General features: G+C 60.1%; 25 protein-coding genes. 11 read left to right on the top strand and 14 right to left on the bottom strand.

From position 1 onward, the window contains the following. Together thrA and KUV52_RS18000 are read right to left on the bottom strand one after the other, a co-directional pair. Positions 1–2,457 (bottom strand): bifunctional aspartate kinase/homoserine dehydrogenase I, encoded by a 2,457-nt coding sequence (gene thrA / locus KUV52_RS18005; protein ID WP_222527322.1) that lies wholly within the window; start codon positions 2,455–2,457, stop codon positions 1–3. 254 nt (positions 2,458–2,711) lie between these two features. Continuing rightward, positions 2,712–3,392: a tRNA/rRNA methyltransferase gene (locus KUV52_RS18000; RefSeq protein ID WP_222527321.1), complete on the bottom strand. Its 681-nt coding sequence runs from the start codon at positions 3,390–3,392 to the stop codon at positions 2,712–2,714. A 122-nt stretch (positions 3,393–3,514) separates the two neighbouring features. Here KUV52_RS18000 and aceK point away from each other — a divergent pair, with 122 nt between their 5' ends. Together aceK and slyD are read left to right on the top strand one after the other, a co-directional pair. Next, entirely contained in the window at positions 3,515–5,218 is a 1,704-nt protein-coding gene (gene aceK / locus KUV52_RS17995; protein ID WP_222527320.1) for a bifunctional isocitrate dehydrogenase kinase/phosphatase, read from the top strand. Positions 5,219–5,297: 79 nt separating this feature from the next. Further along, a complete protein-coding gene (gene slyD, locus KUV52_RS17990) occupies positions 5,298–5,876 on the top strand; it encodes a peptidylprolyl isomerase (protein WP_222527319.1) in 579 nt (192 codons plus the stop codon). Between the two features lie 25 nt (positions 5,877–5,901). Here the strand turns inward: slyD and KUV52_RS17985 are convergent, their stop codons facing one another. Further along, entirely contained in the window at positions 5,902–6,915 is a 1,014-nt protein-coding gene (locus KUV52_RS17985) for an AraC family transcriptional regulator (protein WP_222527318.1), read from the bottom strand. Between the two features lie 133 nt (positions 6,916–7,048). On the opposite strand from KUV52_RS17985, the gene KUV52_RS17980 reads away from it, so the two are divergent. The 3 genes from KUV52_RS17980 to yegS all read left to right on the top strand — a co-directional run bounded on the left by KUV52_RS17980 (position 7,049) and on the right by yegS (position 9,580). Beyond that, positions 7,049–7,387, top strand: a complete 339-nt coding sequence (locus tag KUV52_RS17980; protein WP_261390110.1) for an MFS transporter — start codon at positions 7,049–7,051, stop codon at positions 7,385–7,387. Further along, on the top strand, positions 7,380–8,603 hold the full coding sequence (locus tag KUV52_RS17975) for an HlyD family secretion protein (RefSeq protein ID WP_222527317.1): 1,224 nt from the start codon (positions 7,380–7,382) through the stop codon (positions 8,601–8,603). Before KUV52_RS17980 ends, KUV52_RS17975 begins: the two co-directional genes overlap by 8 nt. A gap of 80 nt (positions 8,604–8,683) precedes the next feature. After that, positions 8,684–9,580, top strand: a complete 897-nt coding sequence (gene yegS, locus KUV52_RS17970; RefSeq protein ID WP_222527316.1) for a lipid kinase YegS — start codon at positions 8,684–8,686, stop codon at positions 9,578–9,580. 50 nt (positions 9,581–9,630) lie between these two features. Here yegS and KUV52_RS17965 read toward each other — a convergent pair whose 3' ends face one another. Further along, positions 9,631–10,893, bottom strand: coding sequence for an amino acid permease (locus tag KUV52_RS17965; protein ID WP_222527315.1), 1,263 nt, complete (start codon positions 10,891–10,893; stop codon positions 9,631–9,633). A 29-nt stretch (positions 10,894–10,922) separates the two neighbouring features. Beyond that, positions 10,923–11,201, bottom strand: a complete 279-nt coding sequence (gene trpR / locus KUV52_RS17960) for a trp operon repressor (protein ID WP_222527314.1) — start codon at positions 11,199–11,201, stop codon at positions 10,923–10,925. A gap of 188 nt (positions 11,202–11,389) precedes the next feature. Here trpR and KUV52_RS17955 point away from each other — a divergent pair, with 188 nt between their 5' ends. Then, complete coding sequence (locus KUV52_RS17955) at positions 11,390–11,845, top strand: c-type cytochrome (protein ID WP_222527313.1); 456 nt, start codon at positions 11,390–11,392, stop codon at positions 11,843–11,845. A gap of 58 nt (positions 11,846–11,903) precedes the next feature. Here the strand turns inward: KUV52_RS17955 and KUV52_RS17950 are convergent, their stop codons facing one another. After that, on the bottom strand, positions 11,904–12,545 hold the full coding sequence (locus KUV52_RS17950; protein WP_222527312.1) for a cytochrome b/b6 domain-containing protein: 642 nt from the start codon (positions 12,543–12,545) through the stop codon (positions 11,904–11,906). A gap of 220 nt (positions 12,546–12,765) precedes the next feature. Between KUV52_RS17950 and hpf the strand changes: the two genes are divergently transcribed. From hpf to KUV52_RS17925, 5 genes are all read left to right on the top strand, one after another. Further along, positions 12,766–13,101: a ribosome hibernation-promoting factor, HPF/YfiA family gene (gene hpf / locus KUV52_RS17945; RefSeq protein WP_222527311.1), complete on the top strand. Its 336-nt coding sequence runs from the start codon at positions 12,766–12,768 to the stop codon at positions 13,099–13,101. A 256-nt stretch (positions 13,102–13,357) separates the two neighbouring features. Continuing rightward, positions 13,358–15,382 (top strand): bifunctional 3-deoxy-7-phosphoheptulonate synthase/chorismate mutase, encoded by a 2,025-nt coding sequence (locus tag KUV52_RS17940; RefSeq protein ID WP_222527310.1) that lies wholly within the window; start codon positions 13,358–13,360, stop codon positions 15,380–15,382. 113 nt (positions 15,383–15,495) lie between these two features. Then, complete coding sequence (locus tag KUV52_RS17935; protein WP_222527309.1) at positions 15,496–17,466, top strand: SDR family oxidoreductase; 1,971 nt, start codon at positions 15,496–15,498, stop codon at positions 17,464–17,466. 11 nt (positions 17,467–17,477) lie between these two features. Continuing rightward, complete coding sequence (locus KUV52_RS17930) at positions 17,478–17,969, top strand: DUF2505 domain-containing protein (RefSeq protein WP_222527308.1); 492 nt, start codon at positions 17,478–17,480, stop codon at positions 17,967–17,969. After that, on the top strand, positions 17,969–18,583 hold the full coding sequence (locus KUV52_RS17925; RefSeq protein WP_222527307.1) for a TetR/AcrR family transcriptional regulator: 615 nt from the start codon (positions 17,969–17,971) through the stop codon (positions 18,581–18,583). Before KUV52_RS17930 ends, KUV52_RS17925 begins: the two co-directional genes overlap by 1 nt. A gap of 5 nt (positions 18,584–18,588) precedes the next feature. On the opposite strand, the gene KUV52_RS17920 is transcribed toward KUV52_RS17925, so the two are convergent. The 8 genes from KUV52_RS17920 to rplS form a co-directional block, all read right to left on the bottom strand. Beyond that, complete coding sequence (locus KUV52_RS17920) at positions 18,589–19,515, bottom strand: alpha/beta hydrolase (RefSeq protein WP_222527306.1); 927 nt, start codon at positions 19,513–19,515, stop codon at positions 18,589–18,591. Positions 19,516–19,524: 9 nt separating this feature from the next. After that, positions 19,525–20,940, bottom strand: coding sequence for a wax ester/triacylglycerol synthase family O-acyltransferase (locus KUV52_RS17915; RefSeq protein WP_222527305.1), 1,416 nt, complete (start codon positions 20,938–20,940; stop codon positions 19,525–19,527). A gap of 9 nt (positions 20,941–20,949) precedes the next feature. Further along, positions 20,950–21,303: a phasin family protein gene (locus KUV52_RS17910; protein WP_222527304.1), complete on the bottom strand. Its 354-nt coding sequence runs from the start codon at positions 21,301–21,303 to the stop codon at positions 20,950–20,952. Positions 21,304–21,320: 17 nt separating this feature from the next. After that, on the bottom strand, positions 21,321–21,764 hold the full coding sequence (locus KUV52_RS17905; RefSeq protein ID WP_222527303.1) for a phasin family protein: 444 nt from the start codon (positions 21,762–21,764) through the stop codon (positions 21,321–21,323). 139 nt (positions 21,765–21,903) lie between these two features. Then, on the bottom strand, positions 21,904–22,179 hold the full coding sequence (locus KUV52_RS17900; RefSeq protein ID WP_222527302.1) for a polyhydroxyalkanoic acid system family protein: 276 nt from the start codon (positions 22,177–22,179) through the stop codon (positions 21,904–21,906). 44 nt (positions 22,180–22,223) lie between these two features. Beyond that, positions 22,224–23,360, bottom strand: coding sequence for a bifunctional chorismate mutase/prephenate dehydrogenase (gene tyrA / locus KUV52_RS17895; protein WP_222527301.1), 1,137 nt, complete (start codon positions 23,358–23,360; stop codon positions 22,224–22,226). Continuing rightward, entirely contained in the window at positions 23,360–24,436 is a 1,077-nt protein-coding gene (locus tag KUV52_RS17890; RefSeq protein WP_222527300.1) for a 3-deoxy-7-phosphoheptulonate synthase, read from the bottom strand. Before KUV52_RS17890 ends, tyrA begins: the two co-directional genes overlap by 1 nt. Positions 24,437–24,638: 202 nt before the next feature. Then, entirely contained in the window at positions 24,639–24,986 is a 348-nt protein-coding gene (gene rplS, locus KUV52_RS17885; RefSeq protein WP_222209254.1) for a 50S ribosomal protein L19, read from the bottom strand. Positions 24,987–24,990: the final 4 nt, after the last annotated feature.

Raw genomic sequence — 24,990 nt, 5'->3', positions numbered from 1 at the left:
TTACGCCTCCTTCTGCCAGGACTGGGTGCGAAGCACATCGGCAAAAACCCCTGCGGCGGTCACTTCGGTACCGGCGCCATAGCCCCTCAGCACAAAGGGCAGCGGCTGGTAGTAGCGGCTGTAGAACGCCAGGGCATTCTCTCCCCCCTTGATGCTGTAAAGCGGGTGGCTGGGCCCTACCGCCTCCAGGCTGACTCTGCAGCGCCCGTTGGCGTCAATGCTGCCCACATAGCGCAGCACCTCGCCCCGCTCTGCGGCCTCAGCAATGCGCGCCGCGATGGCCTTATCCGCCTGCGGCAGCCGCTCCAGGAATGCCTCCACGTCACCGCTGGCATCAAAGTCAGCGGGCAGCACGCTCTCCACCTCGAGATCGGACAACTCCAGCGCCATCCCCGCTTCCCGGGCCAGGATCAGCACCTTGCGAGCCACATCCATGCCGGAGAGATCATCCCGGGGATCCGGCTCGGTAAAGCCCTTCGCCTTGGCTTTCAGTGTGGCTTCCGAGAGGCTGTGTCCCTCCTCCAGCAAGCCGAAGATGTAGGAGAGCGAGCCGGACAGAATCCCCTCAAAACGCACCAGGCTGTCACCGGCGCGGAGCAGCCCCTGCAGGTTGTCGATCACCGGCAGGCCAGCACCCACATTGGTTTCATAGAGGAACTGACGGCGATTATCCCGTGCCGCCTGGCGCAGGGCCTGGTAGGTGGCCCAATCACCGGTATTGGCTTTCTTATTGGGGGTTACCACGTGCCAGCCGCCATTCAGCGCGTCCAGATAGCGATCCGCCAAACTCTGTTCGGCGGTGCAGTCCACCAGCACCGGGTTCACCAACCGGGCCTCATCGGCAAAGGCGAGCAGGCGATCCAGATCCAGCGCCTCGCCCTTCTGCTTCAGATCATCCCGCCACTGGCTAAGGGGCAATCCCGCTGCACAGAGCTGCATCTGGCGGGAGTTGGCCACACCACAGAGGCGAATCGCGATGTTGTGGTCCGACAGTGCCTGCTGCTGGGCTTCGATCTGACGCACCAGTTCACCACCCACATTGCCTGCGCCAATGAGCACCACATCGATGTAGTGTCGGCTGTCGAAGAAGTTCTGATGGCACAATCGCAGCGCCGAGGCAGCATGAGCATCGTCCACCACGGCGGAGATGGCGCGCTCGGAGCTGCCCTGGGCAATGGCCACCACCGACAGGTTAGCCTGAGCCAGGGAGCGGAAGAAGCGTGCCGCTACCCCTTTGCGGGTGCGCATGCCATCCCCAATCAGGGAAACGATGGCCAGGCCGTGACGCATCTCGATCGGCTCCAGCAGGTCTTGCTTCAGCTCCAGCTCAAACTCGGCAGCCAGCGCCGCTCTGGCCATGCCCGCCAAAGAGGAGTCGATGCAGAACGAGATGCTGTACTCCGAGGAGCTCTGGGTGATCAGTGAGATGGAGATGCGGGCGTGCGCCATGGCATCAAACACCCGGGCCGCCATCCCCACCATCCCCTTCATGCCGGGGCCGGAGACGCTGACCATGGTCTGCCCCTCCAGGTGGCTGATCGCCTTCACCAGGGAGCGGGAGGGAGTGGTCCGGGCGTGGATCAAAGTGCCCGGAGCGGACGAGTTCAGGGTGTTGCGGATTCGGCAGGGGATTTGATGCTGAGCGATGGGAGCGATGGTGCGGGGGTGAAGCACCTTGGCGCCAAAGTAGGAGAGTTCCATCGCCTCCTGATAGCTCAGGCTCTCCAGCAACTGAGCCTCTGGAATTAGGCGGGGATCGACGTTGTACACGCCATCCACGTCGGTCCAGATCTCACACTCATCGGCGTGCAGACAGGCAGCGAGTACGGCAGCCGAATAATCGGAACCGTTACGCCCCAGAGTGACGGTGTCGCCATCACTGTTGGCGGCGGTAAAGCCGGGCATCAGCCAGATCCGGTGGGCACCGAGGTCCAACTGGGCCAGCCGGGCACGACTGGGCTCAATCTGAACCTGGGCGGCGAGCGGTTCTCCCTCGGCCAGGAAGTAGTGACGAGGGTCCAGCTCACCCGCCTCAACGCCCGCTTCCAGCATCAGGGCCTTCAGGCAGGCGACAGAGAGTCGCTCACCGGTCACCAGCACCTCAGCCATCACTTCATCCGGGCAACGTCCAAGCAGGGCCACCCCATTCAGACGCCGCTGCAGTTGTGCCTGCTCCTCCTGCCACTGCGCCAGCAACGCCTCATGGCGGGGTTTGGCCAAGACGGGAGCCAACTCCGCCAGCAAACCCTCAATGCGACGGGACAGGTCAGACAGATCCGCCTGCTTACCGGAGACCGCAGCCAGCGCCGCCGCCTCCAGCAGATTGGTTACGCCCCCCGGTGCGGAGACCACCAGCATCACGCCAAAGGCCTCGGCCTCGCGCCGCACCAGAGCGGCAACCTCCTGTAACCGGGCGGCGTCCGCCAATGAGGATCCGCCGAATTTCATCACTTTCATTGTTGAACTCCCTATCCCTCTGCTGCCTTGCGAACCGTCCAGAAAACAACAAGCCCGCTCAGTAGGAGCGGGCTTGTTGTGTTTGGATTTTGCTGAATCCAGGGTGCTGTCAGCCCGCCCCCAACCTGTCGGTGGTGGTAATGGTGGTAATGGTGGTCTGACGGTTTAGGCCGAGGCCCAATAGCTGTTGCACTGGCAACTCCTGAATCCTGTAGTTTTTTTACACTCGCGCAGGGGCGAAAAAAAGTCAACGGCTATTTGGTTATGGATTTCTCAATATCACCAATGAGCAGATGAAGCATCGCCACGTCCCGTTGGGAGAGGGTACCCAGACTGTCTGCCGCCCAGCGACGCAGTGGTTCCTCTTCCGCCACACCCAGCTTGTCCATCAGTGCCTGACTGCGCGCCCTCAGCGCAGAAAACTGCTTGGGATCGGCATCGGATTCCGGCTCCAGCTGCGCCTGGGAGAACTCGTAGGCGTAAAGCATGATTGCCTGGCCCAGATTGAGGGAGGGATAGGGGTTGGCCAGGGGGATGGTGGTCAGCAAGTCCACCAGGGCCAGATCCTCGTTGGATAGCCCGGACTCCTCGCATCCAAACACCAGCGCGACGGTGCCGATGGTGCCCGCCAGGCTCTGAACCTGACGCGCCGCCTCTGCAGGCGTGTGCAAGCGGCGTTTGTCTCCCCGTCGACGCGCGGTGGTGGCCAGGGAGAGGTCCACGTCCGCCAGCGCATCGGCCAGGGTGTCGAAGGCTTCGGCCTGATCCAGAATCGACTGTGAGCCGTGCGCTACCCAGCTGGCCTGCTCAGTGCGGTGCGCTTCGGAGTTCACCACCCGCAAGCGCGAAAACCCCATGGTGTTCATCGCCCGGGCCGCCGCCCCGACGTTTTCCCCCCGGGCCGGGGACACCAGGATAAAGATCACCTCGGCCATCTCGCCTCCACAAAAAACGATGTTGTCATAGCAAATGGGGGGCAAGGGTAGCCTGATCCCATTGTGAAGCCAATCATCGGCGGTTAGGTTAGGGCAAAGCGTTACTGATTTTGGAGGTCGCCATGGATGGGCGCTTACCCACGCAACTGGCCTATCGCATTCTGGCAGGGTTCGACAAACACTACCGGCTGTTTACCCGCACCACCGTCGCGGCGCGGGAGCGTTTCGCCCGGGCCGACTGGGCTGCGGTACAGGAAGCGCAAAAGGAGCGGATCCGCTTCTACAGCGAACGGGTCAGCGAAACCACGCGGGAACTGATTCAACTGCTGGAGAAACCGGTCATCTCCACTGAGCTGTGGCGCAATACCAAGAACGCCTACAGCCGTCTGCTGCTCGGCCACCCCCAGGCGGAGCTGGCGGAGACCTTCTTCAACTCGGTATTTTCCCGGCTGTTTCGCCATCGGGGGCTGGATAACCAGCACCTCTACATTCATGCTGGCAATACGGTGCGCGCCCCGTTCCGCCCGGAACGACTCAGCCAGAGTGCCGACCTTCAGCCCGACCCCATCGCCACCTTCAAATCCCTGATTCGCCCCAAGCGCTTTGGCTGTCCGTTCGGCGATCTGGATGGGGATCTGGAACTGGTGTGGCAGCGCCTGGCCCCCATCGTTGATGCGAACGAGGTGACCCGCCTGGAACTGGTGGACAGCATCTTCTACCGAAACAAAGGGGCTTATCTGGTGGGTCGGTTGCTGGGCGCTAAGGGGTTTATCCCATTGATGATGCCGATCCGGCACGATGAGGATGGCCTGCACATCGATGCGGTGCTCACCAACGAGGACGACATCTCCATCGTCTTCAGCTTCACCCGCGCCTACTTTATGGTGGCCACTCAAACGCCAGGCGCGCTGGTTCGTTACCTCAAGGAGTTGCTGCCACACAAAACCTGGGCGGAACTGTACAGCGCTATCGGTCTGCAGAAACATGGCAAAACCGAGTTCTACCGCTCCTTTCTTCACCATCTGAACCAGAGCCGGGACCAGTTTGTCGCCGCCCCGGGGATCAAAGGGATGGTGATGACGGTGTTCACCCTCCCCTCTCTGGATATCGTGTTCAAGGTGATTAAGGACGAGTTCACGCCCCCCAAAGACAGCAACAAGGCCCAGGTTAAAGCCAAGTATGAGCTGGTGAAGCAGCACGACCGGGTAGGCCGCATGGCGGACACCCACGCCTACAGCAACTTCGTGTTCCCACGCCACCGCTTCAGTGAAGCGTTGATCGAGGAGCTGATGGCGGATGCCCCATCAGAAGTGGAACTGACTGACCAGCAGGTGATCATCAAGCACCTGTACGTCGAGCGCCGCATGACCCCACTCAATCTCTATCTGGACAGCGCCGACGAGGCCCAGCTTGCCGCGGCCATCGATGACTACGGCAAAGCGATTAAGCAACTGGCGGCTGCCAACATCTTCCCCGGCGACATGCTCTTCAAAAACTTTGGCGTCACCCGTCATGGCCGGGTGGTGTTCTACGACTACGACGAGATCAGCTACATGACCGAGTGCAACTTCCGGGAGATCCCGGCGCCTCGCTACCCCGAGGATGAGTGGGCCGCAGAGCCCTGGTACTCGGTCGGGCCGATGGATGTGTTTCCTGAGGAGTTTGGCCGCTTCCTGCTGGGCCGGGCAGAGGTGCGCAAGGCCTTTATGGTTCACCATAAGGATCTGCTGACTCAGGCCTACTGGCAGGGACTGAAAGAGGGGATACAGGCGGGCCAATTCCCGGACCTCTATCCCTACCGAAAGGCCTGCCGTTTGCGGCCCTGACCCCAGTTCGCGAGCGGGATCCTAGCCGCCACGGCGGGGATGCCGTATGATGCGCGTTTTCATGCACTCAGGAGGTCGAATGAAGATCGACGCCAACACCGTTGTGACCTTGCACTACCGTCTGACCGACGACCAGGGTCAACTGGTAGAAGAATCTTTCGGCGCAGAGCCGATGCAATACCTGCACGGCGCCCACAACCTGATCCCGGGTCTGGAGCGCGAGCTGGACGGCAAGCAGGCTGGTGACACCTTGAGTGCCACTGTGGCCCCTGCGGACGCGTACGGCGAGTATGAAGAATCCCTGAAGCAGGACGTGCCTCTGGAAGCGTTCGGCGGTATCGACGATATCGTACCTGGCATGCGCTTTATGGCTGAAACCGACCAGGGCCCGCGCCCGGTTGTGGTTACCGAAGTGAAGGACGAGTCCGTTGTGGTTGACGGCAACCACCCGATGGCGGGTCAAACCCTGCACTTCGAGGTTGAGGTTGTGGAAGTTCGTGAAGCCACTGCAGAAGAGCTGGCCCATGGCCATGTTCACGCTGCTGGCGGTTGCGGCGGCGGTTGCGGCAGCCACGGTGACGACGACCACGAGTGCTGCGGCGGCTCCGGCGAGTGCAGCAAAGGCGATGATTGCTGCGGCGGTCACGGCCACCACTGAGTTGATGCTCAGCAAAAAGCCCACCTTACGGTGGGCTTTTTTGTGCCTGCGCCAACTGTTCAAGGTACTGGTTTGGCGTGACCCCGCGCTGACGGGCAAACGCCTTGCTGAAACTTTGGGGATTGCGATAGCCCAGATAGCGAGCGGTATCAGAAACACTCAGCCCCTCAAGCAGATAGCGCACGGCCTGATTGAACAGTACGTAGTTCACCACCGAAGTGAAGTTCCAGCCAAAGCGGTGGAGCCGCCGTTGCAGTTGCTGTTCCGATAAACCGTATCGTTTTGCCACGAAACCGATGGTGGGATAGCCGTAGTGGCGGCTGTAGTTCACCAGCTCATAAAACGACTTGGCGATATCGGTATGCCCCGGCATATTGAGCAGATCATCCAGCACCAACCCCTGAGTGCTTGGCGGGGCAAGGGCCGCCCGACGAGAGCGAGCCATCAGGGCCATCGGCAGCCAGACCTCAGTTTGTCGTGCCCCCAACTCCACTTCACAGCCAAAATAGGCACTGAGTCGCTCAGGGTTCCGGCTGGGTCCGGGAAGCCGTAACCGCAACCAGGGGGTCTCACTGCCCGGATAGCGGCTCAGTACCTGCTTAACCAGGATCGCCTTACGGCAGCCATCGTGAAACTTGGCGTCCCCCTTGGCATACGGGTTATCAAAGCACCATTTGAAGATTTTGCCGGACTGAGCCCCATAAGCGGACAACCCCGACTGCAGCGCACTGCTGCTGTAGTTGACCCGTCGCAGGGTGGTCGCCAGGTCCGGCGCGGACACAAACCACTTCCCTACCGGGCCAAGAGACTCGATGACCTGCCCCTCCAGCGCCCGCAACATAAAGAGCGGATCGCCACTCAGGGCCTCAATGGCTTGATACCACTGGCCCTGATCCGGCATCGGCACACAGCTCATCGGTTCCGCCAACAGACGAGCCGGGATCCCAAGCGCTTGTGGCGTCAGCCCAAAACTGCGCTCTACCCCCTCCAGCACCGGCTTCACCAACAAGGTGCGGGTAAACGCCATCTCCATCGCCATCACTGCCCCTCACCACCAACACGACGGATAGATTAAATCACATATCACACTATTTCGAGTGATTCTATCCACGCATATTGAGCCCGAATTTCCCATAGAGATACTGAGCGGCCATTTGTCCCGAGGAAACCCTATGAGTTTGATGAGTATGCCGTTTGTGGATACCGGCTTTGATACCGGCCTGCATGTGATGGCGTCAGTCGTAATGATCGGTACCATTGCCGCACTGGCCTACGGATTTTGGAAGATCCACGAACTGCCCATCAGTCAGGCTCATAAGCGCCGTCATCAGCAACTGGGGCTGATCACTGTCCTCACCTGGATAGGATTCATCTGGCACTGGGTCTGGGTGTTGGCGGTGATTCTCGCCTTCCTGGATGGTGGCCAGATCCTGCGTCGGGTTCGGGATATCTGGCATGAGCCCTCTGTCGCTTCGGCTCCTCAACAGGAAAAGGAGGCGGATCATGCTTGAAGGCTTGGCCGTATGGGCCCTCTTTATCTACCTGCTGCGTCTGGTGGGAATGCCCTGGAACACTTACACCAAGGGGTTCGCCTATCTGGGAGGCGGTGGCTGGCTGCTGTTTGTCTGGGTCGGTCTGCTTAACTACACGCCAATGGACCTGTCCGGCGGTTCCGTCGTGCAGTCCCCCCATATTCAGCTGCGCCCCGGCTCCAGTCAGATCCAGGGTCAGGTTTCCGCCATCCATATCCACCCCAACCAGCGGGTGGAAAAGGGTCAGCTGGTGTATGAGCTGGAGGATGAAACCTATCAAATCGCCCTGAGCCAGGAGCGGGTCAATCTGGACGCCAAGCAGGTGGCACAGCAAAGTGCCCAGGAAGCGATCGCCATCGCCGAAAGCGAGCACCAGTCTGCCTTGAAAGAGATCACCATCACCGGCAAACGCATCGATGCCGCTGAGGAGGATCTCAACTGGAAGCGGGCCACCCTGCGCCGCTTCGAGGAGCAGAACGCCGCCGTTGCCCACACCATCACCGAAAGTCAGCTGGACGAGCAGCGCAATGCCGTTGCCGCGGCAGAGGCCCAACTCACGGCTCTGCAGGCTCAGCAGGAGAAGGACATCATCAATGCCGAGCAGGCCAAGCTGGCGATCCGCCAGCGCACCCTGGACGCCGACAGTGCGGAAGTGGCAGTGGCGAGCGCCAGAGAGCGATTGGCTCAGGCCCAGTGGAATCTGGACCAGACCCGGGTGCATGCGCCCGCCGATGGCTACGTGACCAACTTCCTGCTGCGTGAGGGCCAACTGGTGGCTCGGGTGCCTCGTCTGCAGATGTACACCGATGAGAAATATGTGCTTATGCGGGTCAACCATCAGGCGATACGCAATGTGAAGGTGGGCCAGCAGGCGGAGTTTGCCTCTCCGGTCTATCCGGGCAAAATCTTTCAGGCCGAAGTGGAAGGGATTGTGGAAGCCACCGGTGAAGCACAGGGTCGACTGGTTGCCCTGGAGGACAATGTCCGCCAGACCACCGGCGCCAATGTGCAGAACAAGCATCACTTCGTCCGTCTGAAACTGATGGAGCCGGAGGGATACGACATTCCGGTCGGCGCCGTCGGTCTGGCCTGGATCAGTGGTGAGAAGCCAATCAGCTTCCTCAATTTCCTGGATGTGATCCGCGGGATCGTTATCCGGATGAAGGCCCAGCTCTACTACTTCTACTCCATCTGACCCCCAAACGCCCGGCCCCGTCGGGCGTTTCTGTTTCGGTTGGTTTTCTGTCTAGAGTTGAGGAAACCCGGGAGGTGCATGTGCGAATCATTCTGAACGGTAAAAAGGCGGGATTGCCTGCGGTGCGTGACGCGATCGAATGCGCCCGCCAGCAGGGCGAGGTGGAGGTCAGGGTAACCTGGGAAGGGGGCGATGTCGCCAGACTGGTGGACGAAGCGATCGCCGAAGGCTGTGACCGTCTGGTAGCGGGGGGTGGCGATGGCACGGTGAATGAGCTCGCCGCTGCCCTGATGGGCCACCCGGAAGCGAGCCGCCCAGAACTGGCAATTCTGCCGCTGGGCACCGCCAACGATTTCGCCCGGGGCTGTGGCATACCCGATGACCTGAATGAGGCGCTGACACTCGCCCGGAGCGGCAACGCCGTGGCCGTGGACCTGGTCAAAGCCAACGAACGCCACTTTATCAATATGGCCACCGGCGGATTTGGCGCCCAGATCACCGCCACCACACCGACAGCGTTAAAGCACTTTATGGGAGGCGGGGCGTACACCCTGAATGGCCTGCTTCAGGCGCTTCGATTCAGCCCCTATGAAGGCACGCTGGAAACCCCTCACGGCAGCCTTAAGGCCGCCGCTATTGTGGGAGCCATTGGCAATGGCTGTCAGGCCGGTGGTGGTCAGGTGCTCTGTCCCAACGCCCGCATCAATGATGGCCTGTTGGAGGTGGTGGCACTGCTGGCGTTTCCGGCCACCGCGCTGGAACAGGTAATTTCGGAGATACGAGCACCCGGCCCGGACAACCAGTACGTGAAATGGATGCAGGCTCCCTGGGCAGAGTATCGGGGCGAGGACCCCACCCCCATCAATCTGGATGGAGAACCGATCTCCGCCAGGTGCGTTCGGTTTGAGGTTTGCCCTGACGCCATCAGACTGGTGGTGCCCAACGACTGTCCGCTGCTTTCTCCGAGTGCTGAATAGCAAAACGCCGCCCAATCGGGCGGCGTTCTTCTGTCCATCAACAAGCCGGCTTAGCCGAACTTGGGCAGCGCACCGAACTGGTTTACCACTTCAACGCCCACCGCCAGCAGACCAAACGCCAGTACCAGCTTGAGGCGCAGAGAGCCCCCCGCAGTCTGGAACCCTTCGGTCACACCACGGCGACGCAGCACCTGAGCCATCAGCGGCGGCAACACCAGCACAAAGATGGAGGCGGCCAGGGCAGCGAAACCTATCGCCTTGATAAAGCCATGGGGGAACAGCGCACCCAGCACAATCGGCGGCAAGAAGGTCAGGGCTCCAGCCATCAGCGTGCTCTTGTAGCTGTCATCCAGTTTGAACCAGTCTTTCACCAGGTCCACCAGACCCAGCGCCACCCCGAGGAAGGAGCTGGCCAGCGCCAGGTTGCCGAAGATGATCAGTGCCGCTTCCACGCCGGAAACGTCGGTTGACTGCCCTACCGCGCCAATCAAGGTCGCTACGTTGCCGCCCTGAGCGATGATATGGCCAAACTGCTCACGGGGTACGTTGCCCATAATGGCCAGCTGCCAGAACAGGTACACCACCATGGTCAGCACGGTGCCTGCCAGAATCGCCTGACGTACCCGCCCCAGATCCTTACGGTAGTGCTTTACCAGGGAGGGCACGGTGCCGTGAAAACCAAAGCTGGTCACCATCACCGGGATGGCCAACCACAGATAGGGGCTGGTGTCACCCAGACCGAGATCCGGAAACAGCAGCGCCGGTTCCGCGTTGCCCACCAACATGGCGGTAGAGCCGAAGAAGGTCAGCACCATACCACCCAGCATCACAATGCTGATGCGGTCTACGGCACGGCTGCCCATCAGTACGATGGCACCAAACAGCACACCAAACAGTACCGCGGAGCTGCTCTGGTCCAGTGTCACACCCAGCGCACTGCTGGCGGTCTGAGACACCACGGAGCTGCCACCGGAGATGTAGGCGTAGAGTAGGATAAAGCAGACAAACGCCACGGTGCCGGTAGCAAACAGCTTACCCAGCTTGCCCAGCGTGTCCTCAGCAATGGTGGAGTAGCTGGCACCGTCACGGTAGTGCTGGCTGGACTCGGCCAGGTAGAGGCTGGAACTGTAGGCGCAGAACCAGCTGACGGCCATCAACACCATCGATAACCCAAACCACATACCAGCACTGTAAACCGGAAGGGCAAACATGCCGGCACCAATAGAGGTTCCGGCAACGATCATGGCGCCGCCCAGAATACCGGGCAGTCGTTGGGTTTGTGGGGCGGCGGATACCGCGGCAACATCAGACATTGATGGCACTCCGTCGAATAGGATTATCGTTATAGGATCAGACGGGACAGCAGCGCACGCTCTGCCTCGGACATGGTTTTCAGGTTGTTGGAGGCCCGGGTGATGGTGGCAATGCTCACCCCCAGACTGGCGGCGATCTGTCGCTGACTCATCTGGCCGTCCAGCAAAGCGCGGAACACCGCCAGACGACCACCGATGGACTCCCGCTCATCGTGACTGAGCAGCAATCCAAACAGCAGTGCCGTGTCCTCGCTGGCTCGAGGCTGGGCAACCAAATCCAGTACCGATTGCCAACGTACGTTCTCCATGAAGTCTCTCCAAACTGTACTGGCGTCGCAGTACACCATTACACACATTCCTCCGCCAGCAACCCCTGCCTGAACCGTGAGCCGCTTCACAACATTGTGTTACTGAGTGAGACTGGTCTGCTCAGACAGGCTTCTTTAGAATGGCGATGTGATAATCACACTCCCAATAACAACAAGGATGACTCGCGATGAAACGCACCTGCTTTGCTCTCGCTCTGACTCTGGCCAGCACCGGCGCCCTTGCCGCGGATGGCGCATTCAACAGTGCGGAAGACGCCATTGACTACCGTCAGGCCGCCTTCGGTCTGATCAAGGAAAACTTCTCTGATATGTGGGCCATGATGAAAGACAAGAAGCCCATGGATGAGAAGGCCTTTGCCCAGCGTGCTCAGCACCTGGCGCTGCTGGCTCAGATCCCGTTCACCGGGTTTGACGTAGCGGGCTCCGACAAGGGCGACACCAGCGCCCTGCCCGCCATCTGGCAGAAGCGGGATGAGTTCGATGCCAAGGCGAGCCAATTCCAGCTGGCTACTGAGCGTCTGGCGCAAGTGACCCAGTCCGGCGATGCGGGCGACATCAAGAAAGCGTTTGGCGCCGTAGGCAAAACCTGCAAAGGGTGCCACGACAACTTTAAGGCGGAGTGATATCCGCACCAAAAAAAGGCGGCCTCTGGGCCGCCTTTTTTGTCTTTACCTGGCTGAATCACCAGAGTGGCCAGATCAGCCCCCAGCCCAAGCCCGCCAGCAACACCAGCAGGACAACCCAGGCTGGCGCCGTAGACGCGACCTTCGGCGCGCTCTCCGGCCCCTTCCGGTAGCCGGTAATCATACTGCCCACTAGCTTGACCCCTTTCAGGCGGTAAGCCAGCAGCGCCGTCAGATGAAGCGCGACAGCGGCAAGAATCAGGTTGAAATTGAGCTTGTGCAGCCAGGTCATCCAGGAGGCGGTGTCACTGCTGACCGCACTATAGAGCGGCCCTTCCGTCAGGATGTCATCGGTGGCGAAGAGCCCGGTGGTTAACTGCACGCTCAAAAGCGTAAGAATCAGCAACACCGCATAGGCACCGGCGGGGTTGTGTCCGACATGGGGAGTGCGTTGGCTGGGCCACTGTCTCAGATAACCAAAGACCTGGCGAGGCGATTGAATAAAATGGCTGAATCGGGCGGTGTCGCTGCCAATCAGGCCCCAAATCACACGGGTCACCACCAGAGCCAGCAGCAGGTAAGCAAAGGTCTGATGCCACTCCATCTCACCCTCTTCGCCACTCCACCAACAGAGGGGAAGCAGAATAACAATGCCCCAGTGACAGAACCGGACAACCTTGTCCCACACCTGGATTTTCACGCCCTACTCCTTGTGATCTGGCTCTTGTTATCCAGCCCAATATGCCCCTCTTTCGGCATGGCTGACAAGAGCAGAAAGGCGATTTCTCACCCCTTTGTGACCGTTTGCACAGGGTTTGCACAAACGGACCTAAAAGTGACGAAAATCACTTTTCACCCCTCCGAATGCGGCGTTAATCTGAAACCGAAGTTAAGAAAAGGTCACCAAAGGGAGAACCTGTATGCGCATTGAAATTACCAGCAAACCCGTCAGCGTATCCGACTCCATCCGCCACCGTGTCAACGCGAAGTTTGATAAGTTGGCCCGACACGACGTACCTCTGCTGAACCCTCATGTGATGATTGGCAAAGAAGGGCAGGAGTACCAGGTGGAAGCGACCGTCGCGGTACCATCGGGCCAGCTGGTTGCCACAGGTCAGCACGAAGACATGCACGCCGCCATCAACCTGATGGGCCAGAAACTGGAGCGGCAACTGATCAAGCTCGCGGCCAAGGAGACCGCCCGCCGCCATGACAACACCAACCAGGTGATTGCAGAGGAAGAAGACGCCGCTTGATCGGATAACTTGATAACCGCTCACGACACCCGCTTCGGCGGGTGTTTTTTCGCCTTGACCCCCTCTCCGCCAATCGGTAGTGTGAAAAGCCATGAAGATGATCCGCGCTTTCTTTTTTACCGAGTTTTTTACCTGCCAGCTCCCGGGAGGCGGTTTCGGCGTGTAATCAGCCGGTAGAAGAAACCAAAGAGGCCTCCCCAGACGGGAGGCCTTTTGCGTATCAGGGCCCCAATTTACAGAGATAAGGAAACAGTCGATGAGCGAGCGCAACCCCTTAGAGCCCATCCGAAAGGCGATCACCGATGTGGACAAGGAGCTGCTGAGTCTGCTGGCGCGGCGACGGGCCCTGAGTCTCGACGTTGCCCGAACCAAGTCCGATGCCATCAAGCCGGTTCGTGACAGCGAGCGGGAAAGCGCCCTGTTGACCCGGCTGGTAACCGAAGGTCGGGAACTGGGGCTCGACGGCCAGTACATCTCTCGCCTGTTTCACACCATCATTGAGGACTCGGTGCTGCGCCAGCAAGCCTGGTTCCAGGCCCAGAGCAACCCGGACCATACCCCTTCAACCCGGGTCGCCTACCTCGGCGCCAAAGGGTCCTACAGCTACCTCGCTGCTCATCACTATTTTGGCCGGCGCGACCGAACCCTGATTGAGATGGGGATGGATAACTTCGAAGCGATCTTCCAGGCGGTGGAGCAGGGGCAGGCGGACCACGGCATTCTGCCACTGGAAAACACCTCCTCCGGCTCCATCAACGAAGTGTTCGATCTGCTGCAGCACACCAACCTGCACATTGTCGGTGAAACCACCGAGACCATCGCTCACTGCCTGCTGGTAAGGCCGGGCACCTCCCTCAAGCAGATCCGCACCATCTATGCCCACCCCCAGGTGCACACCCAGTGCAGCCGCTTCCTCTCCGGCCTCGCCGGCGTTCACCAGGCTTACTGTGCCAGCAGTGCCGAAGCGATGGAGAAAGCCGCAGCGGACCCCTCCGGTGCCAGCGCCGCCATCGGTAGCGCCCGAGGGGGGGAGCTCTATGGTCTGGAGGTTCTGGACACCGAACTGGCCAACCAGAAGCGCAATGAGAGCCGCTTTATTGTGGTGGCCCGCAAACCGGTCTCCGTGCCGCCTCAGGTACCGGCCAAAACCACTCTGATTATGGCGACCGCGCAAAAACCGGGCGCACTGGTGGAAGCCCTCCTGGTGCTGCGGGACCAGGGGATCAATATGACCAAACTGGAATCCCGCCCCATTCATGGCAACCCCTGGGAGGAGATGTTCTACCTGGATGTTGAAGCGAATGTGGAAAGCCAGGCGATGCAGAATGCGCTGACCGAACTCACCCGCCTGACCCGCTTTGTCAAAGTGTTGGGCTGCTACCCCTGTGAAACCATTCTGCCGACCGAACTGGACAGCACCGCCCTGGCCAATGATCCCCGGCTGGAGTTACCCCCGGAACCGATGCCCGTTTCCGCACCGGCGGTGCATACCGGCAAAGCCCCCCTCTACAGCCGGGAACACAAGTTTGATGACACCCTGATTCAGGTGGGGGGCGTCACTCTCGGAGGTGACCGTTTCGTCACCCTGGCGGGGCCCTCTGCGGTCGAGTCCCGAGAGCAGATCCTGACCACCGCCCGAGCCGTCAAAGAGCACGGTGGCGCCATTCTGACCGGCGGCTGCTTCCTCCCCCATGCCGACCCTTACTCATTCCAGAGTCTGGGTATGGAGGGGCTGACTCTGCTCCGTGAAGCCGGTGAACGCCACGGCCTGCCAATCCTGACCGAAGTGGCCAATGTGGAGGAGGTGTCTGCCGTCGCGGCCCAGGCCGATCTGCTGCAGATCGGCGAGCGCAATATGCAGAACAGCGCCCTGCTGAGAGAGGTGGGCAAAACCCAGCGCCCGGTCTTACTGAAGCGGGGTCTGATGGCCACCCTGGAGGAGTTGCTGGCGGCAGCGGAAACCATTCTGGCCGAGGGCAACCAGCAGGTGATTCTGTGTGAGCGCGGGATCCGCACCTTTGAAACCGCCACCCGCAATACCCTGGATCTCACCGCCGTTCCGCTGCTGAAAAGCCTGACCCATCTGCCGGTGGTGATCGACCCCTCCCATGCTGTAGGTCGCCGGGATCTGATTCTGCCTCTGGCTCAGGCAGCCAAAGCGGTCGGAGCCCACGGACTGCTCGTAGAGGTTCACCCCAGTCCCGAAGAGGCAAAGGTGGATCAGGAGCAACAGCTTTATATCGAACAGTACGCCCAGTTGATGAAAGCGATCTACTGCTAAATTGATCGAGCGCAAAGAGTAACCGCCTTTCCTTTGCGCTGTTTTTTTCACCAGCCCACAATGATCCCACTGGCTGGCCTGACCAGTCTTGGTGGTCATAAGGAAGGGATCATATGGGCTACTTCATTACCGGCGTCACTGGCTTTATCGGCCGTTTTCTACTCGCACGCCTGGCCAAGCGGCCAGGCACATTCTACTGCCTGGTTCGCTCCGACAAGGATGCTGAGCGACTCGGGGAAATCGGCGCTCCACTCGGGCTCACACCGGAGCGGTTGGTGCCCATTCAGGGCGACATCACGGAGCCCAACCTGGGCCTCTCGGATACCGACATCCAACGCCTGACCGGAAACATCGACCACCTCTTCCACCTCGCCGCCATCTACAATCTCAAAGCTTCCGCCGAGTCTCAAATCCGCGCTAACGTCGAAGGCACCAAAAACACTCTGGAGCTGGCCCGGCAGATTCGGGCTGGCTGTTTCCACCACATCAGCTCCATCGCCGCAGCCGGCCTTTATCGTGGTCACTTTAACGAAAACATGTTCACCGAAGCGGAACAGCTCGACCACCCCTACTTCCTGACCAAACACCTGGCGGAGAAAGCGGTCCGTGAGGCGCACGATCTTACCGTTCGTATCTATCGCCCCGGCATCGTGGTTGGGGACTCCAACAGCGGGGAAGCGGATCGGGTAGACGGCCCCTACCTCTTCTTCAAGCTGCTGCAAAAGCTGCGGGATAACCTGCCCCGCTGGGTGCCGCTGCTCGGCGTTGAAGGGGGACGGTTAAACATCGTGCCGGTGGATTTCGTCACCGATGCCATGGATTACCTGGCGCACCGGCCCGATCTGGATGGCCAGTGTTTCCACCTTACTGATCCCACCCCGCTGCGCGCCGGTGAAGTACTCAACCTGTTTGCCGACGCTGGCCATGCGCCTCGGATGGCGATGCGGATCAATACCCGACTGTTCGACGTGGTGCCGCGCCATCTGTGGCAAAGCATGATGCAGTCCCCACCGCTCAAGCGGATCGGCCGCGCCATCCTGGAGGAGTATGGCCTGCCGGAAAGCGCCCTCTCCCTGATCAACTACCCCACCCGGTTTGACTGCGCCTACACCCACGCACTGTTGGCGGAAGGAGACATCCGCTGTCCGTCACTGCCCAGTTACGCGGAGAAGATCTGGGACTACTGGGAGCGCAATCTGGACCCGGACCGATTTATCGAGCGAAGCCTTTGCCAGCGCCTCGCCGGACAACGGGTATTGTTGACCGGCGCCAGCTCCGGCATCGGCCTGGCCACGGCCCTGAAACTGGCGCCTTGTGGTGCTCGACTGCTGCTGGTGGCCAGAGAGGCGGAGGAGTTGGGCGAAGCCTGCAAGCGGGTCGCCGAGCTGGGTGGCGAAGCCTACCCCTATGTGGCCGACCTGACCGACGCCACCGAGTCGGAGCACCTGCTGGCTCGCATTCATGCTGAGCATGGCGGTGTGGATCTGCTGATCAACAACGCCGGACGATCCATCCGCCGCTCGGTGGCCGAGTCCCTGGACCGCCTCCACGACTTCGAGCGCACCATGGCCATCAACTACTTTGGCGCCCTTCGGTTAACCCTTGGGGTACTGGAAGGGATGACCCAGCGCCGCAAAGGACAGATCATCAATATCTCCTCCATCGGTGTACTGACCAACGCCCCCCGCTTCTCCGCTTATGTCGCCTCCAAAGCGGCACTGGAAGCCTTTAGCCGCAGTGCGGCGGCCGAGTACTCCGACATCGGCGTGCGCTTCACCACCATCAATATGCCGCTGGTTCGCACCCCGATGATCGCGCCCACTAAACTCTATGAGCAGGTGCCCACGCTGACGCCGGATCAAGCCGCCGACATGGTGCTTCAGGGCATTCTGCATCAGCCGAAGCGGATCGCGACCCGACTGGGGATCTTTGGTGCCGTGCTGCATGCGGTGGCACCAAAGATGGCCGAGATCGTCATGAACTCCGCATTCCGCATGTTCGATGATGATGGACGGGACAGAGACCTGGCCCGTCAGCAGGAAAAGATCACCTTCGCGGCGCTGCTGCGTGGCATTCACTTTTAAGGAGCCTGGCCATGGAACTGACGGTAACCCACGACTACGACTGCCCGCTGGACACGCTGGTGTCCCAGTTTCGTGAACCGGATGCGGTGAAAGCGAAATACCAGGCAATTGGAGCCGATAAGGTGCGGATCCTGCAGTGCGATGACAACAGCCAACAGTGGCGCATGATGACGTTCCGCGAGGTGGAGAGTGCGGTACCCGGCTTGCTTAAATCGGTGGTCGGTGACCGCAATCAGCTGGAGCAATCTGAACACTGGCGTCAGACGGAGGATGGCAGCTACCACTGCACCCTGGCGATCCAGATCCTGGGGGTGCCCCTGACCATCCAAGGCGGCATGATTTTGAGTGTCCGCGATAAGGGCAGCCGCAATACCATCCGGCTCAGCCTGGAATCCAAACTGCCCTTTATCGGCAAGACCCTGGCCCAGTTCGCCGCCCGGGACAGTGAGCGGCTGATGAAGCTGGAGTATCACTACCTCAGACAGTTGTGCCAGGTGGCCTGATGGGGACCCGGGAGAGGATCCTCGATGCCAGCCTTGAACTGTTCAATCAGGAGGGCACCGCGGCCATCAGCGCACTGACCATTGCCACCAGCCTGGGGATCAGCCCAGGCAATCTCTACTACCACTTCCGTGGCAAGGAGGAGATTCTGGCGGCACTGCTGGCAGAGTGCGATTTGGCGTTGGCCCGCCTCTACCGGCGGATGGATCAGGAGCTGAACACACCGGTGGATTTTGAGGCCTTTCTGCTCTCGCTACTGAGGGTGGGCCACCATTTCCGATGCCTGTTCCGGGACCAGGAGGCACTGCGCTTTGGCCAGCCCGGCCTGGCGCAAACCTGGCGCCGTCAGCTACGCCAAATCCGCCAAATCAGCCAACTGCTGCTGAAGAGGCTGGACCGGCTTACGCCGTTAGGGATCCCGGAAGAGGAGCGGAACCGGCTGGCAGACAGCCTGATGCTCAGTGCCCTGGCAAGCCTCTGCTTTGAGCTGGATCCGGAGCGGGACAGCGAAACTCAGTTGCTGCTCAGTGCCCGCTGTTTGCTGACGCTGCTGCAGCCCTATCTGCCGGAACCGACGCCCCTCCTGGCGCAGCAAGAGCCGCTCAGCAACCACTGACCATCTTAATCCGGCCCGAGTGCACCATGATCGGTATGGTGGATAACGAATTCGCGAATGCGGCTGATCGCTTCGCGGGCTTCCGGCAGTTGGTAGAACAGCGGAAAGACATGGGGCAAGCCAGGCCAGATGGTGAGATCCACCACACCGCCCTGGCGCCGGATCTGCGCCGCCAGCCTGACCGAGTCATCCTGCAGCATCTCCAGCGCCCCCACATGGATCATCATTGGTGCCAGCTCGGTCAGGTCGCCATAGCAGGGGGAGACAAGGGGATCGCAAGGCATATGGCCATTGAGATAACAGTTTCGCATCAGCAACAGTGAGCCCAGGTCAAAGAAGGGGTCCACCTCTCGGAGCAGGAAGGCGGATTCGCCGTTGAGCGCCATGTCCACCGCCGGCGACAGCAGGATCCCCGCCGCTGGCTGAGGCAGTCCGCGATCCCGGGCCTGCATCATGGTGGTCAGCACCAGATTTCCCCCGGCGGAGTCGCCCGCCAGGATCAACTGCCCCGGCACCATCCCTTGTTCGAGCAAGGTCTCGTAAACCGACAAGCAATCATTGACCGCCGCAGGATAGGGAAACTCTGGCGCCAGCCGATAATCCACCATCAGCCCCCGGGAGCTGGTGCTCTCTGCCAACCGTCCCAACAAAGCGCCGTGCACCCCCGGAGAGCGTAAGCAGAATCCCCCACCGTGGAAATAGAGAATCACCCGCTCACTGACACTCTGCCCGGTCAAAATCCAGTCGCAGGGAACACCCCCAAGTTGGTCCGGAACACTGTCCAGACCGGACGGGGGGAGAATGTAGTTGCCCAGTTTATCCAGACCGCTGATGGTGGCACGCAGTGCGTGCACATCATTGCAGCGGGCAAAGCGGCTTCGCATGGCCCGAAACAACAACTTATTCAGGGCAATGGCACGCCAACTGGGCATAACCCCTCCTTAGGCCGTGTGCTGCATCACCACATCGGTGACCGCTTCCAAAGTTGCCTGCTCCAGCTCCGTCAGGGATTGGTGCAGGTAATCCGCAATGGCATCAAATCCCGGCAATGAACGTCGGCAGCACACCAGACCGAAATGGATCTGACCGGCGTAGCTCAACAGGGTGATATTAAGCGTTTGGCCAGGTAACAGCAGTGACAACGGGTACATCTGCGTCACCTCTGCCCCCATATAGTACAGGGGCTGAGTCGGACCTGGGACGTTGGAGATCAACATATTGGTGGCGGGAGGCAGATAGTGGTGCAGCCCCAGACGTCCTGCGGTCAGCGCCAGCCCATTTACGATGATGGAGTACTGGTAGTAAGCGTCGCCGGAGAGCTCAAGCGCCTCCTGCTTCACCCCCATGGTGCCGTCACGAATATTACCGAGGCGCACCAGCGGAGGATCGTCGCTCTGCCCCAACTCCACCAGGCCCAGACTGATCTTGTTGCACTCTACCGGCTCCTCATCGGCACGACGAAGATTGATGGGCATGAGCGCCACCATCGGTTTGCGGCTGGACCAGTTATGCACCTGAAGATAGCGATGAAGCGCCATGTCACAGACCGTCAGCATCACATCATTGGCGGTGGTGCCGGTCAGTTTGGCGATTCGTGAGAAGCGACGCAGAGGGAGGCTGGCCAGAGCCACAGTGCGGGCCCGATCAGGGCTGATGTTGAACGGCGTACGCGGTGCGGTAAAGGGCACCTTCAGCCGGGTTGGTTGCAGATTCAGAGAGTTAAGAGCCAGCTTTCCTGCCAGCTTGGCCAGGCCGATGCTGGCGCCAATCTGACGCTGGATCAACCCACGGCTGCTCAGCAGGCAGGAGAGCAACGAGGCACGCTCAGCCCGTGCGGTGGCATCGGTTTGCCCCGCACCGACCCAGAAGGGGTGAGTCTCACCATCCGGGGTCAGGCTGCAGCTGCGGGCAAACAGCTTGGAGGCCCGCACACCGTCCGCCAGAGAGTGGTGGATCTTCACCACCAAAGCCACTTCGCCACTCTCCAGGCCATCAATCACCCACAGTTCCCACAAGGGGCGGCTGCGGTCGAGACGATAGCTGTGGATGCGACTGATCAGCTCCAGCAGTTGGTGGGGATTACCCGGCTCGGGAAGTTGAGAGTGGCGCACATGGTAGCCTAGATCCACTGTGCTGGCGGAGCGCCAGCGGGGCCAGCGGGTCAGGGCCAGATCCAGCACCTGATCAAAAGGGGGCTCGGGCGGGTCGCCGGTCCAGAGTTTCTCGACCAGACGACGCCCGAACCCTTCCACCTCTCCGGCTGGTGGAGACAGCATCACCAGACCGGAAATGTGCAATGGGGTGGCGTCACTCTCAAACAGGACAAACCCCAAATCCAGTAACGACAGGTTGGCCATAGGCCCTCCCTAGTTCTGGGCCAACTTCGCCACCAGCTCAGTGAGGCGATCCACCTTGGCGTTCAGTTGGTCAATACGACGGGGGTCCACACCGCTCAGACGGGCAAACAGGGCCTGAACTCGCGCCTCGACATTCTGATTGGCCGATTTCACCTGTTGAGCCACATTCTCTCGAGTCTGGGCTTCAACATTACGGCCTTCATCAACCAGCGAATCAAACAGGGATTCGGTCTGGTCACGACGCTCCGCCGCTTCTTCCAGGCTCTTACTGTATACCCCGAGACCAGCTAACCAGATGTTGCGTGCCATCTGTTCGCTGTCCTGGATCCACTCCTGGCCACGATCACGGATATCGATGGTCATGCTTCCCTCCCGGACGCTTAAGCGTCTTTCTTAGCAGCGGGTTTCCGCGCGGTGCGGCGCGGGGCCGGTTTTACATCAGGCTCTACCTTGGCAACGGGCTTTTCCGGTGCCGGAGCTACTTTGGTGGTAGCCAGCTTGTCCACCACTTCGGCCAGTTGGTCGAGCTTGGTGTCCAGTTCATCCAACTGATGAGGATCCAGGCCGGTAAAGCGCTGTACCCGTGCGTTCATCTGCTGAGTCACGGCTTCCTGGGTTTGAGAGGCCGCATCTTTAACTCGGGTCTTGGTCTGGTTTTCCAGCTCACGGCCCCTTTCCATCAACTCTTCAAACCAGGTACGACCGCGCTCGGACAGGTTGGTCACCTCTTTGGCGCTCTTGGCATAAGCACCCAGACCAGCCAGCCAGATCTTGCGAGCCATGGCTTCCTGCTCAATTGGGGGAGTGTGTTCACGCTTAGACATAATGCCCTCCTTTGATTCTGGCGACAGGGATGTTTCCCTAATGTCAGGGTATGAAGCGGGTCTAGAATCGGCGCTCTAAAGGAGGGGTAAAAGCTTGCTCTGGATCAAAAAACGGGACGAATATCGTCCCGTTTTTTTATTAGCCTAACAGCGCATCCAACTGTCGTTCAATCGCCTGGTGAATGCCATCCCGGAACGGCCTCAGCAGGAAGCCCAGTTCCAGAGTGATCACCAGATGGGAGGGGCCGGGCAACAAAGTCCCCCGCGCCCCATTGCGGGAAAAGTGGACCATATCCCCCCGCCTCTGCACACGCAGTTGGTACTCCCGTGCCAGCTGTCCGGACAGATCACTGACCAGTGCGTCCAGCTCGGCAACGGAAAGGTCGTGAGACCGTTCAATATGGATGGAGCCCATAGGTTGCCTCCTCAGACACACCCTAGCAGCCGCACGGGGCGCTGTCAGCCACTGCGACTGTCATTGGCAGCCATCAACATGTTGGCGCTCTCCACCCGGAACTGCTGGGCGAAATCACCAAACCATTGAGCCACATCGTCAAACAGCGCTTCGAAGCCCGCCTTATCCCCCGCTTCCAGCAGCGCCAGCGCTTCCTGATAACGATCCAGATAATGCCGGGCCCGGGCCAGGGCATCCGGCTGGGCGAAGATGATGTCGGCGTACAGGCTGGGATCCTGGGCAAAAAGACGGCCCACCATCGCCAGTTCCAGACGGTAGATGGGGGAGCTGAACTGCAATAACTGCTCGATGTCAGCATGCTCCCGCTTCAGGTGCAGACCATACACAAAGGCGGTGAAGTGGCGCATCGCCTGAACCAGTTGCATCGCCTGATCGTGCTCAGAGGCGGGTGCCTCATGCAGTCGGGCCCCCCAGATGGCGATCTGTTTCAGCAGCCACTGGTACTGCTCCTCGCCCCGACCATGACACACCACCACCACCTGCTTCGCCAGGGAGGAGACATCCGGACCGAACATGGGGTGCAAGCCGAGAACGGGCCCGGGATGAGACTTAAGCATCGCCGCAAGAGGGGCCTGTTTGATGGAGGTCAGATCCACCAGCAGGCAATCCTGAGGCAGTGTTGGTAACCGTTCGATCACCTCACAGGTTTTGTCGATCGGCACGCTGACCACCACCATTCCAGCATCAGAGACCAGGGCTTCAGCCTGATCCCAGTCCCCCTCCTCCAGAATACGAACCTCGTACCCGGAGAGCGTAAACAGCTGGGCAAACAGGCTGCCCAGCTTACCGCCACCACCGACGATAACGATCGGCCCAAGGGTATCGTGCACCCGCTTAAAGCCGACATCCTTCTCAGAAACGTAGGACTCCCGCATGATGCGTCGAAGCAGATCCTCGATCAGCTGCGGCGGTACGCCCATCGCTTCCGCTTCCGCCCGGCGCTTGGCCAGCATGCTGGCTTCCCGCTTCGGGGCGTAGATGGGCACACCCTCTTTGTGTTTGATGGTCCCCACCTGACCCACCAGGTCGAGACGCCGACGCAACAGCGCCAGCATCTCCTGATCGACCTCATCAATCTGTCCCCGTAAGGCGTCCAGGGCAGCGCTACTCGGCTCAGCCATCAGGCCTCCTTAAATCGATTGGCCAACATTGGGCCCAGGGCCTCGGCACCAACCCGAAGCAGGGATTCGGTAGTACCCCAGTCGATGCAGGCATCGGTGATGGAGAGGCCGTACTCAAGCTGATCCCGAGGGGTGTTGGCGCTCTGCGCTCCCTCCTTCAGGTGGCTCTCCAGCATGATGCCGATGATGGAGGTATTGCCCTCCAGGATCTGGTGGAATACGTTCTGGGCCACCAGGGGCTGCCGGGCGGGATCTTTGGAGGAGTTGCCGTGGCTGCAGTCGATCACCAGTCGGGCATTCAATCCAGCGGCGTGAAGCTCCTGGGCACACATCGCCACGTTAACGGAATCGTAGTTGGGCTGCTTACCACCGCGCAGAATCACGTGACCATCCGGGTTGCCCTGGGTTTGCAGCAGGGCAACCTGGCCCGCCTGATTGATCCCCATAAAGCGGTGTGAGTGCGAAGCGGCCTGCAGGGCGTTGATCGCCACACCCAGCTTGCCGTCGGTACCGTTTTTGAACCCCACCGGCATCGACAGGCCGGAGGCCATCTCACGGTGCGTCTGGGATTCGGTGGTACGAGCTCCAATGGCGGACCAGGCAAACAGTTCACTGAGGTACTGAGGACTGATCGGATCCAACGCTTCAGTCGCCACCGGCAACTCCAGCTCAGCCAGCCAGATCAGCAGCTCGCGCGCCTGCCGCAGCCCCTTCTCCACATTAAAGGAGCCGTCCATATCGGGATCGTTGATCAGGCCTTTCCAGCCCACGGTGGTACGCGGTTTCTCAAAGTAGACCCGCATCAGGATGTAGAACTGCCCTTTAAGCTCCTCATGCAGCTTCTTCAGCTTAAGGGCGTACTCCTTGGCCGCTTCCACATCGTGAATCGAGCAGGGCCCTGCCACCACCAGGATGCGGTTATCGCGTTTGTGAACGATGTCGGCAACGGTTTGGCGGGCATCCAGGATATATCGATAGGCGTGGTCGGACAGCGGCAGTTCGGCCTTAAGCTCGGCCGGAGTGATGAGGACTCGTTCCGAGTCGATATGGATGTTGTTGATGCTGTCCTTCTGCATAGTGTTTCTCCGTCTTAATACCATGCACACGCCGCAGTATCGCGGTCTTCAGACAGAGTGCCACACTGACAATTGATGTAAACCGGCAATTGGAGCCGAAATGGCCCCGAAAGAGATGAAATCGCTATTTTTTATGGTAGGGAAACGAACAAGCCCGCCATAAAGGCGGGCTTGAGTGTGCTTGCGGTGGACTAAGCGATGCTTAGTTCAGACGCTCACGGATACGTGCAGACTTACCACTGCGCTCACGCAGGTAGTACAGCTTGGCACGACGTACACGGCCGCGGCGCTTAACGGTGATGCTTTCTACCAGCGGAGAGTGAGTCTGGAACGCACGCTCTACGCCTTCACCATTAGAGATCTTACGAACAGTGAACGCAGAGTGCAGACCACGGTTACGCTTAGCGATAACCACGCCCTCGAAAGCCTGCAGACGAGTTTTGTCGCCTTCAGTTACACGTACTTGAACAACGACGGTGTCACCCGGGCCAAAAGCCGGAACGTCGCTCTTCATCTGCTCTTGTTCAATCTGCTTGATGATGTTGCTCATAATT

Origin of the sequence: Ferrimonas balearica (assembly GCF_019802055.1) — a bacterium.
GTDB classification, from domain to species: domain Bacteria; phylum Pseudomonadota; class Gammaproteobacteria; order Enterobacterales; family Shewanellaceae; genus Ferrimonas; species Ferrimonas balearica_A.
The sequence above is the reverse complement of the archived record's forward strand: the minus strand, read 5'-3'. Positions and strand labels throughout refer to the sequence as shown.

Excerpts from the sequence above, each read along its gene's own strand:
- thrA (WP_222527322.1), bottom strand. The coding sequence starts at position 2,457 with ATGAAAGTGATGAAATTCGGCGGATCCTCATTGGCGGACGCCGCCCGG.
- KUV52_RS18000 (WP_222527321.1), bottom strand. The coding sequence starts at position 3,392 with ATGGCCGAGGTGATCTTTATCCTGGTGTCCCCGGCCCGGGGGGAAAAC.
- aceK (WP_222527320.1), top strand. The coding sequence starts at position 3,515 with ATGGATGGGCGCTTACCCACGCAACTGGCCTATCGCATTCTGGCAGGG.
- slyD (WP_222527319.1), top strand. The coding sequence starts at position 5,298 with ATGAAGATCGACGCCAACACCGTTGTGACCTTGCACTACCGTCTGACC.
- KUV52_RS17985 (WP_222527318.1), bottom strand. The coding sequence starts at position 6,915 with ATGGCGATGGAGATGGCGTTTACCCGCACCTTGTTGGTGAAGCCGGTG.
- KUV52_RS17980 (WP_261390110.1), top strand. The coding sequence starts at position 7,049 with ATGAGTTTGATGAGTATGCCGTTTGTGGATACCGGCTTTGATACCGGC.
- KUV52_RS17975 (WP_222527317.1), top strand. The coding sequence starts at position 7,380 with ATGCTTGAAGGCTTGGCCGTATGGGCCCTCTTTATCTACCTGCTGCGT.
- KUV52_RS17965 (WP_222527315.1), bottom strand. The coding sequence starts at position 10,893 with ATGTCTGATGTTGCCGCGGTATCCGCCGCCCCACAAACCCAACGACTG.
- trpR (WP_222527314.1), bottom strand. The coding sequence starts at position 11,201 with ATGGAGAACGTACGTTGGCAATCGGTACTGGATTTGGTTGCCCAGCCT.
- KUV52_RS17955 (WP_222527313.1), top strand. The coding sequence starts at position 11,390 with ATGAAACGCACCTGCTTTGCTCTCGCTCTGACTCTGGCCAGCACCGGC.
- hpf (WP_222527311.1), top strand. The coding sequence starts at position 12,766 with ATGCGCATTGAAATTACCAGCAAACCCGTCAGCGTATCCGACTCCATC.
- KUV52_RS17940 (WP_222527310.1), top strand. The coding sequence starts at position 13,358 with ATGAGCGAGCGCAACCCCTTAGAGCCCATCCGAAAGGCGATCACCGAT.
- KUV52_RS17935 (WP_222527309.1), top strand. The coding sequence starts at position 15,496 with ATGGGCTACTTCATTACCGGCGTCACTGGCTTTATCGGCCGTTTTCTA.
- KUV52_RS17930 (WP_222527308.1), top strand. The coding sequence starts at position 17,478 with ATGGAACTGACGGTAACCCACGACTACGACTGCCCGCTGGACACGCTG.
- KUV52_RS17925 (WP_222527307.1), top strand. The coding sequence starts at position 17,969 with ATGGGGACCCGGGAGAGGATCCTCGATGCCAGCCTTGAACTGTTCAAT.
- KUV52_RS17920 (WP_222527306.1), bottom strand. The coding sequence starts at position 19,515 with ATGCCCAGTTGGCGTGCCATTGCCCTGAATAAGTTGTTGTTTCGGGCC.
- KUV52_RS17915 (WP_222527305.1), bottom strand. The coding sequence starts at position 20,940 with ATGGCCAACCTGTCGTTACTGGATTTGGGGTTTGTCCTGTTTGAGAGT.
- KUV52_RS17910 (WP_222527304.1), bottom strand. The coding sequence starts at position 21,303 with ATGACCATCGATATCCGTGATCGTGGCCAGGAGTGGATCCAGGACAGC.
- KUV52_RS17905 (WP_222527303.1), bottom strand. The coding sequence starts at position 21,764 with ATGTCTAAGCGTGAACACACTCCCCCAATTGAGCAGGAAGCCATGGCT.
- KUV52_RS17900 (WP_222527302.1), bottom strand. The coding sequence starts at position 22,179 with ATGGGCTCCATCCATATTGAACGGTCTCACGACCTTTCCGTTGCCGAG.
- tyrA (WP_222527301.1), bottom strand. The coding sequence starts at position 23,360 with ATGGCTGAGCCGAGTAGCGCTGCCCTGGACGCCTTACGGGGACAGATT.
- KUV52_RS17890 (WP_222527300.1), bottom strand. The coding sequence starts at position 24,436 with ATGCAGAAGGACAGCATCAACAACATCCATATCGACTCGGAACGAGTC.
- rplS (WP_222209254.1), bottom strand. The coding sequence starts at position 24,986 with ATGAGCAACATCATCAAGCAGATTGAACAAGAGCAGATGAAGAGCGAC.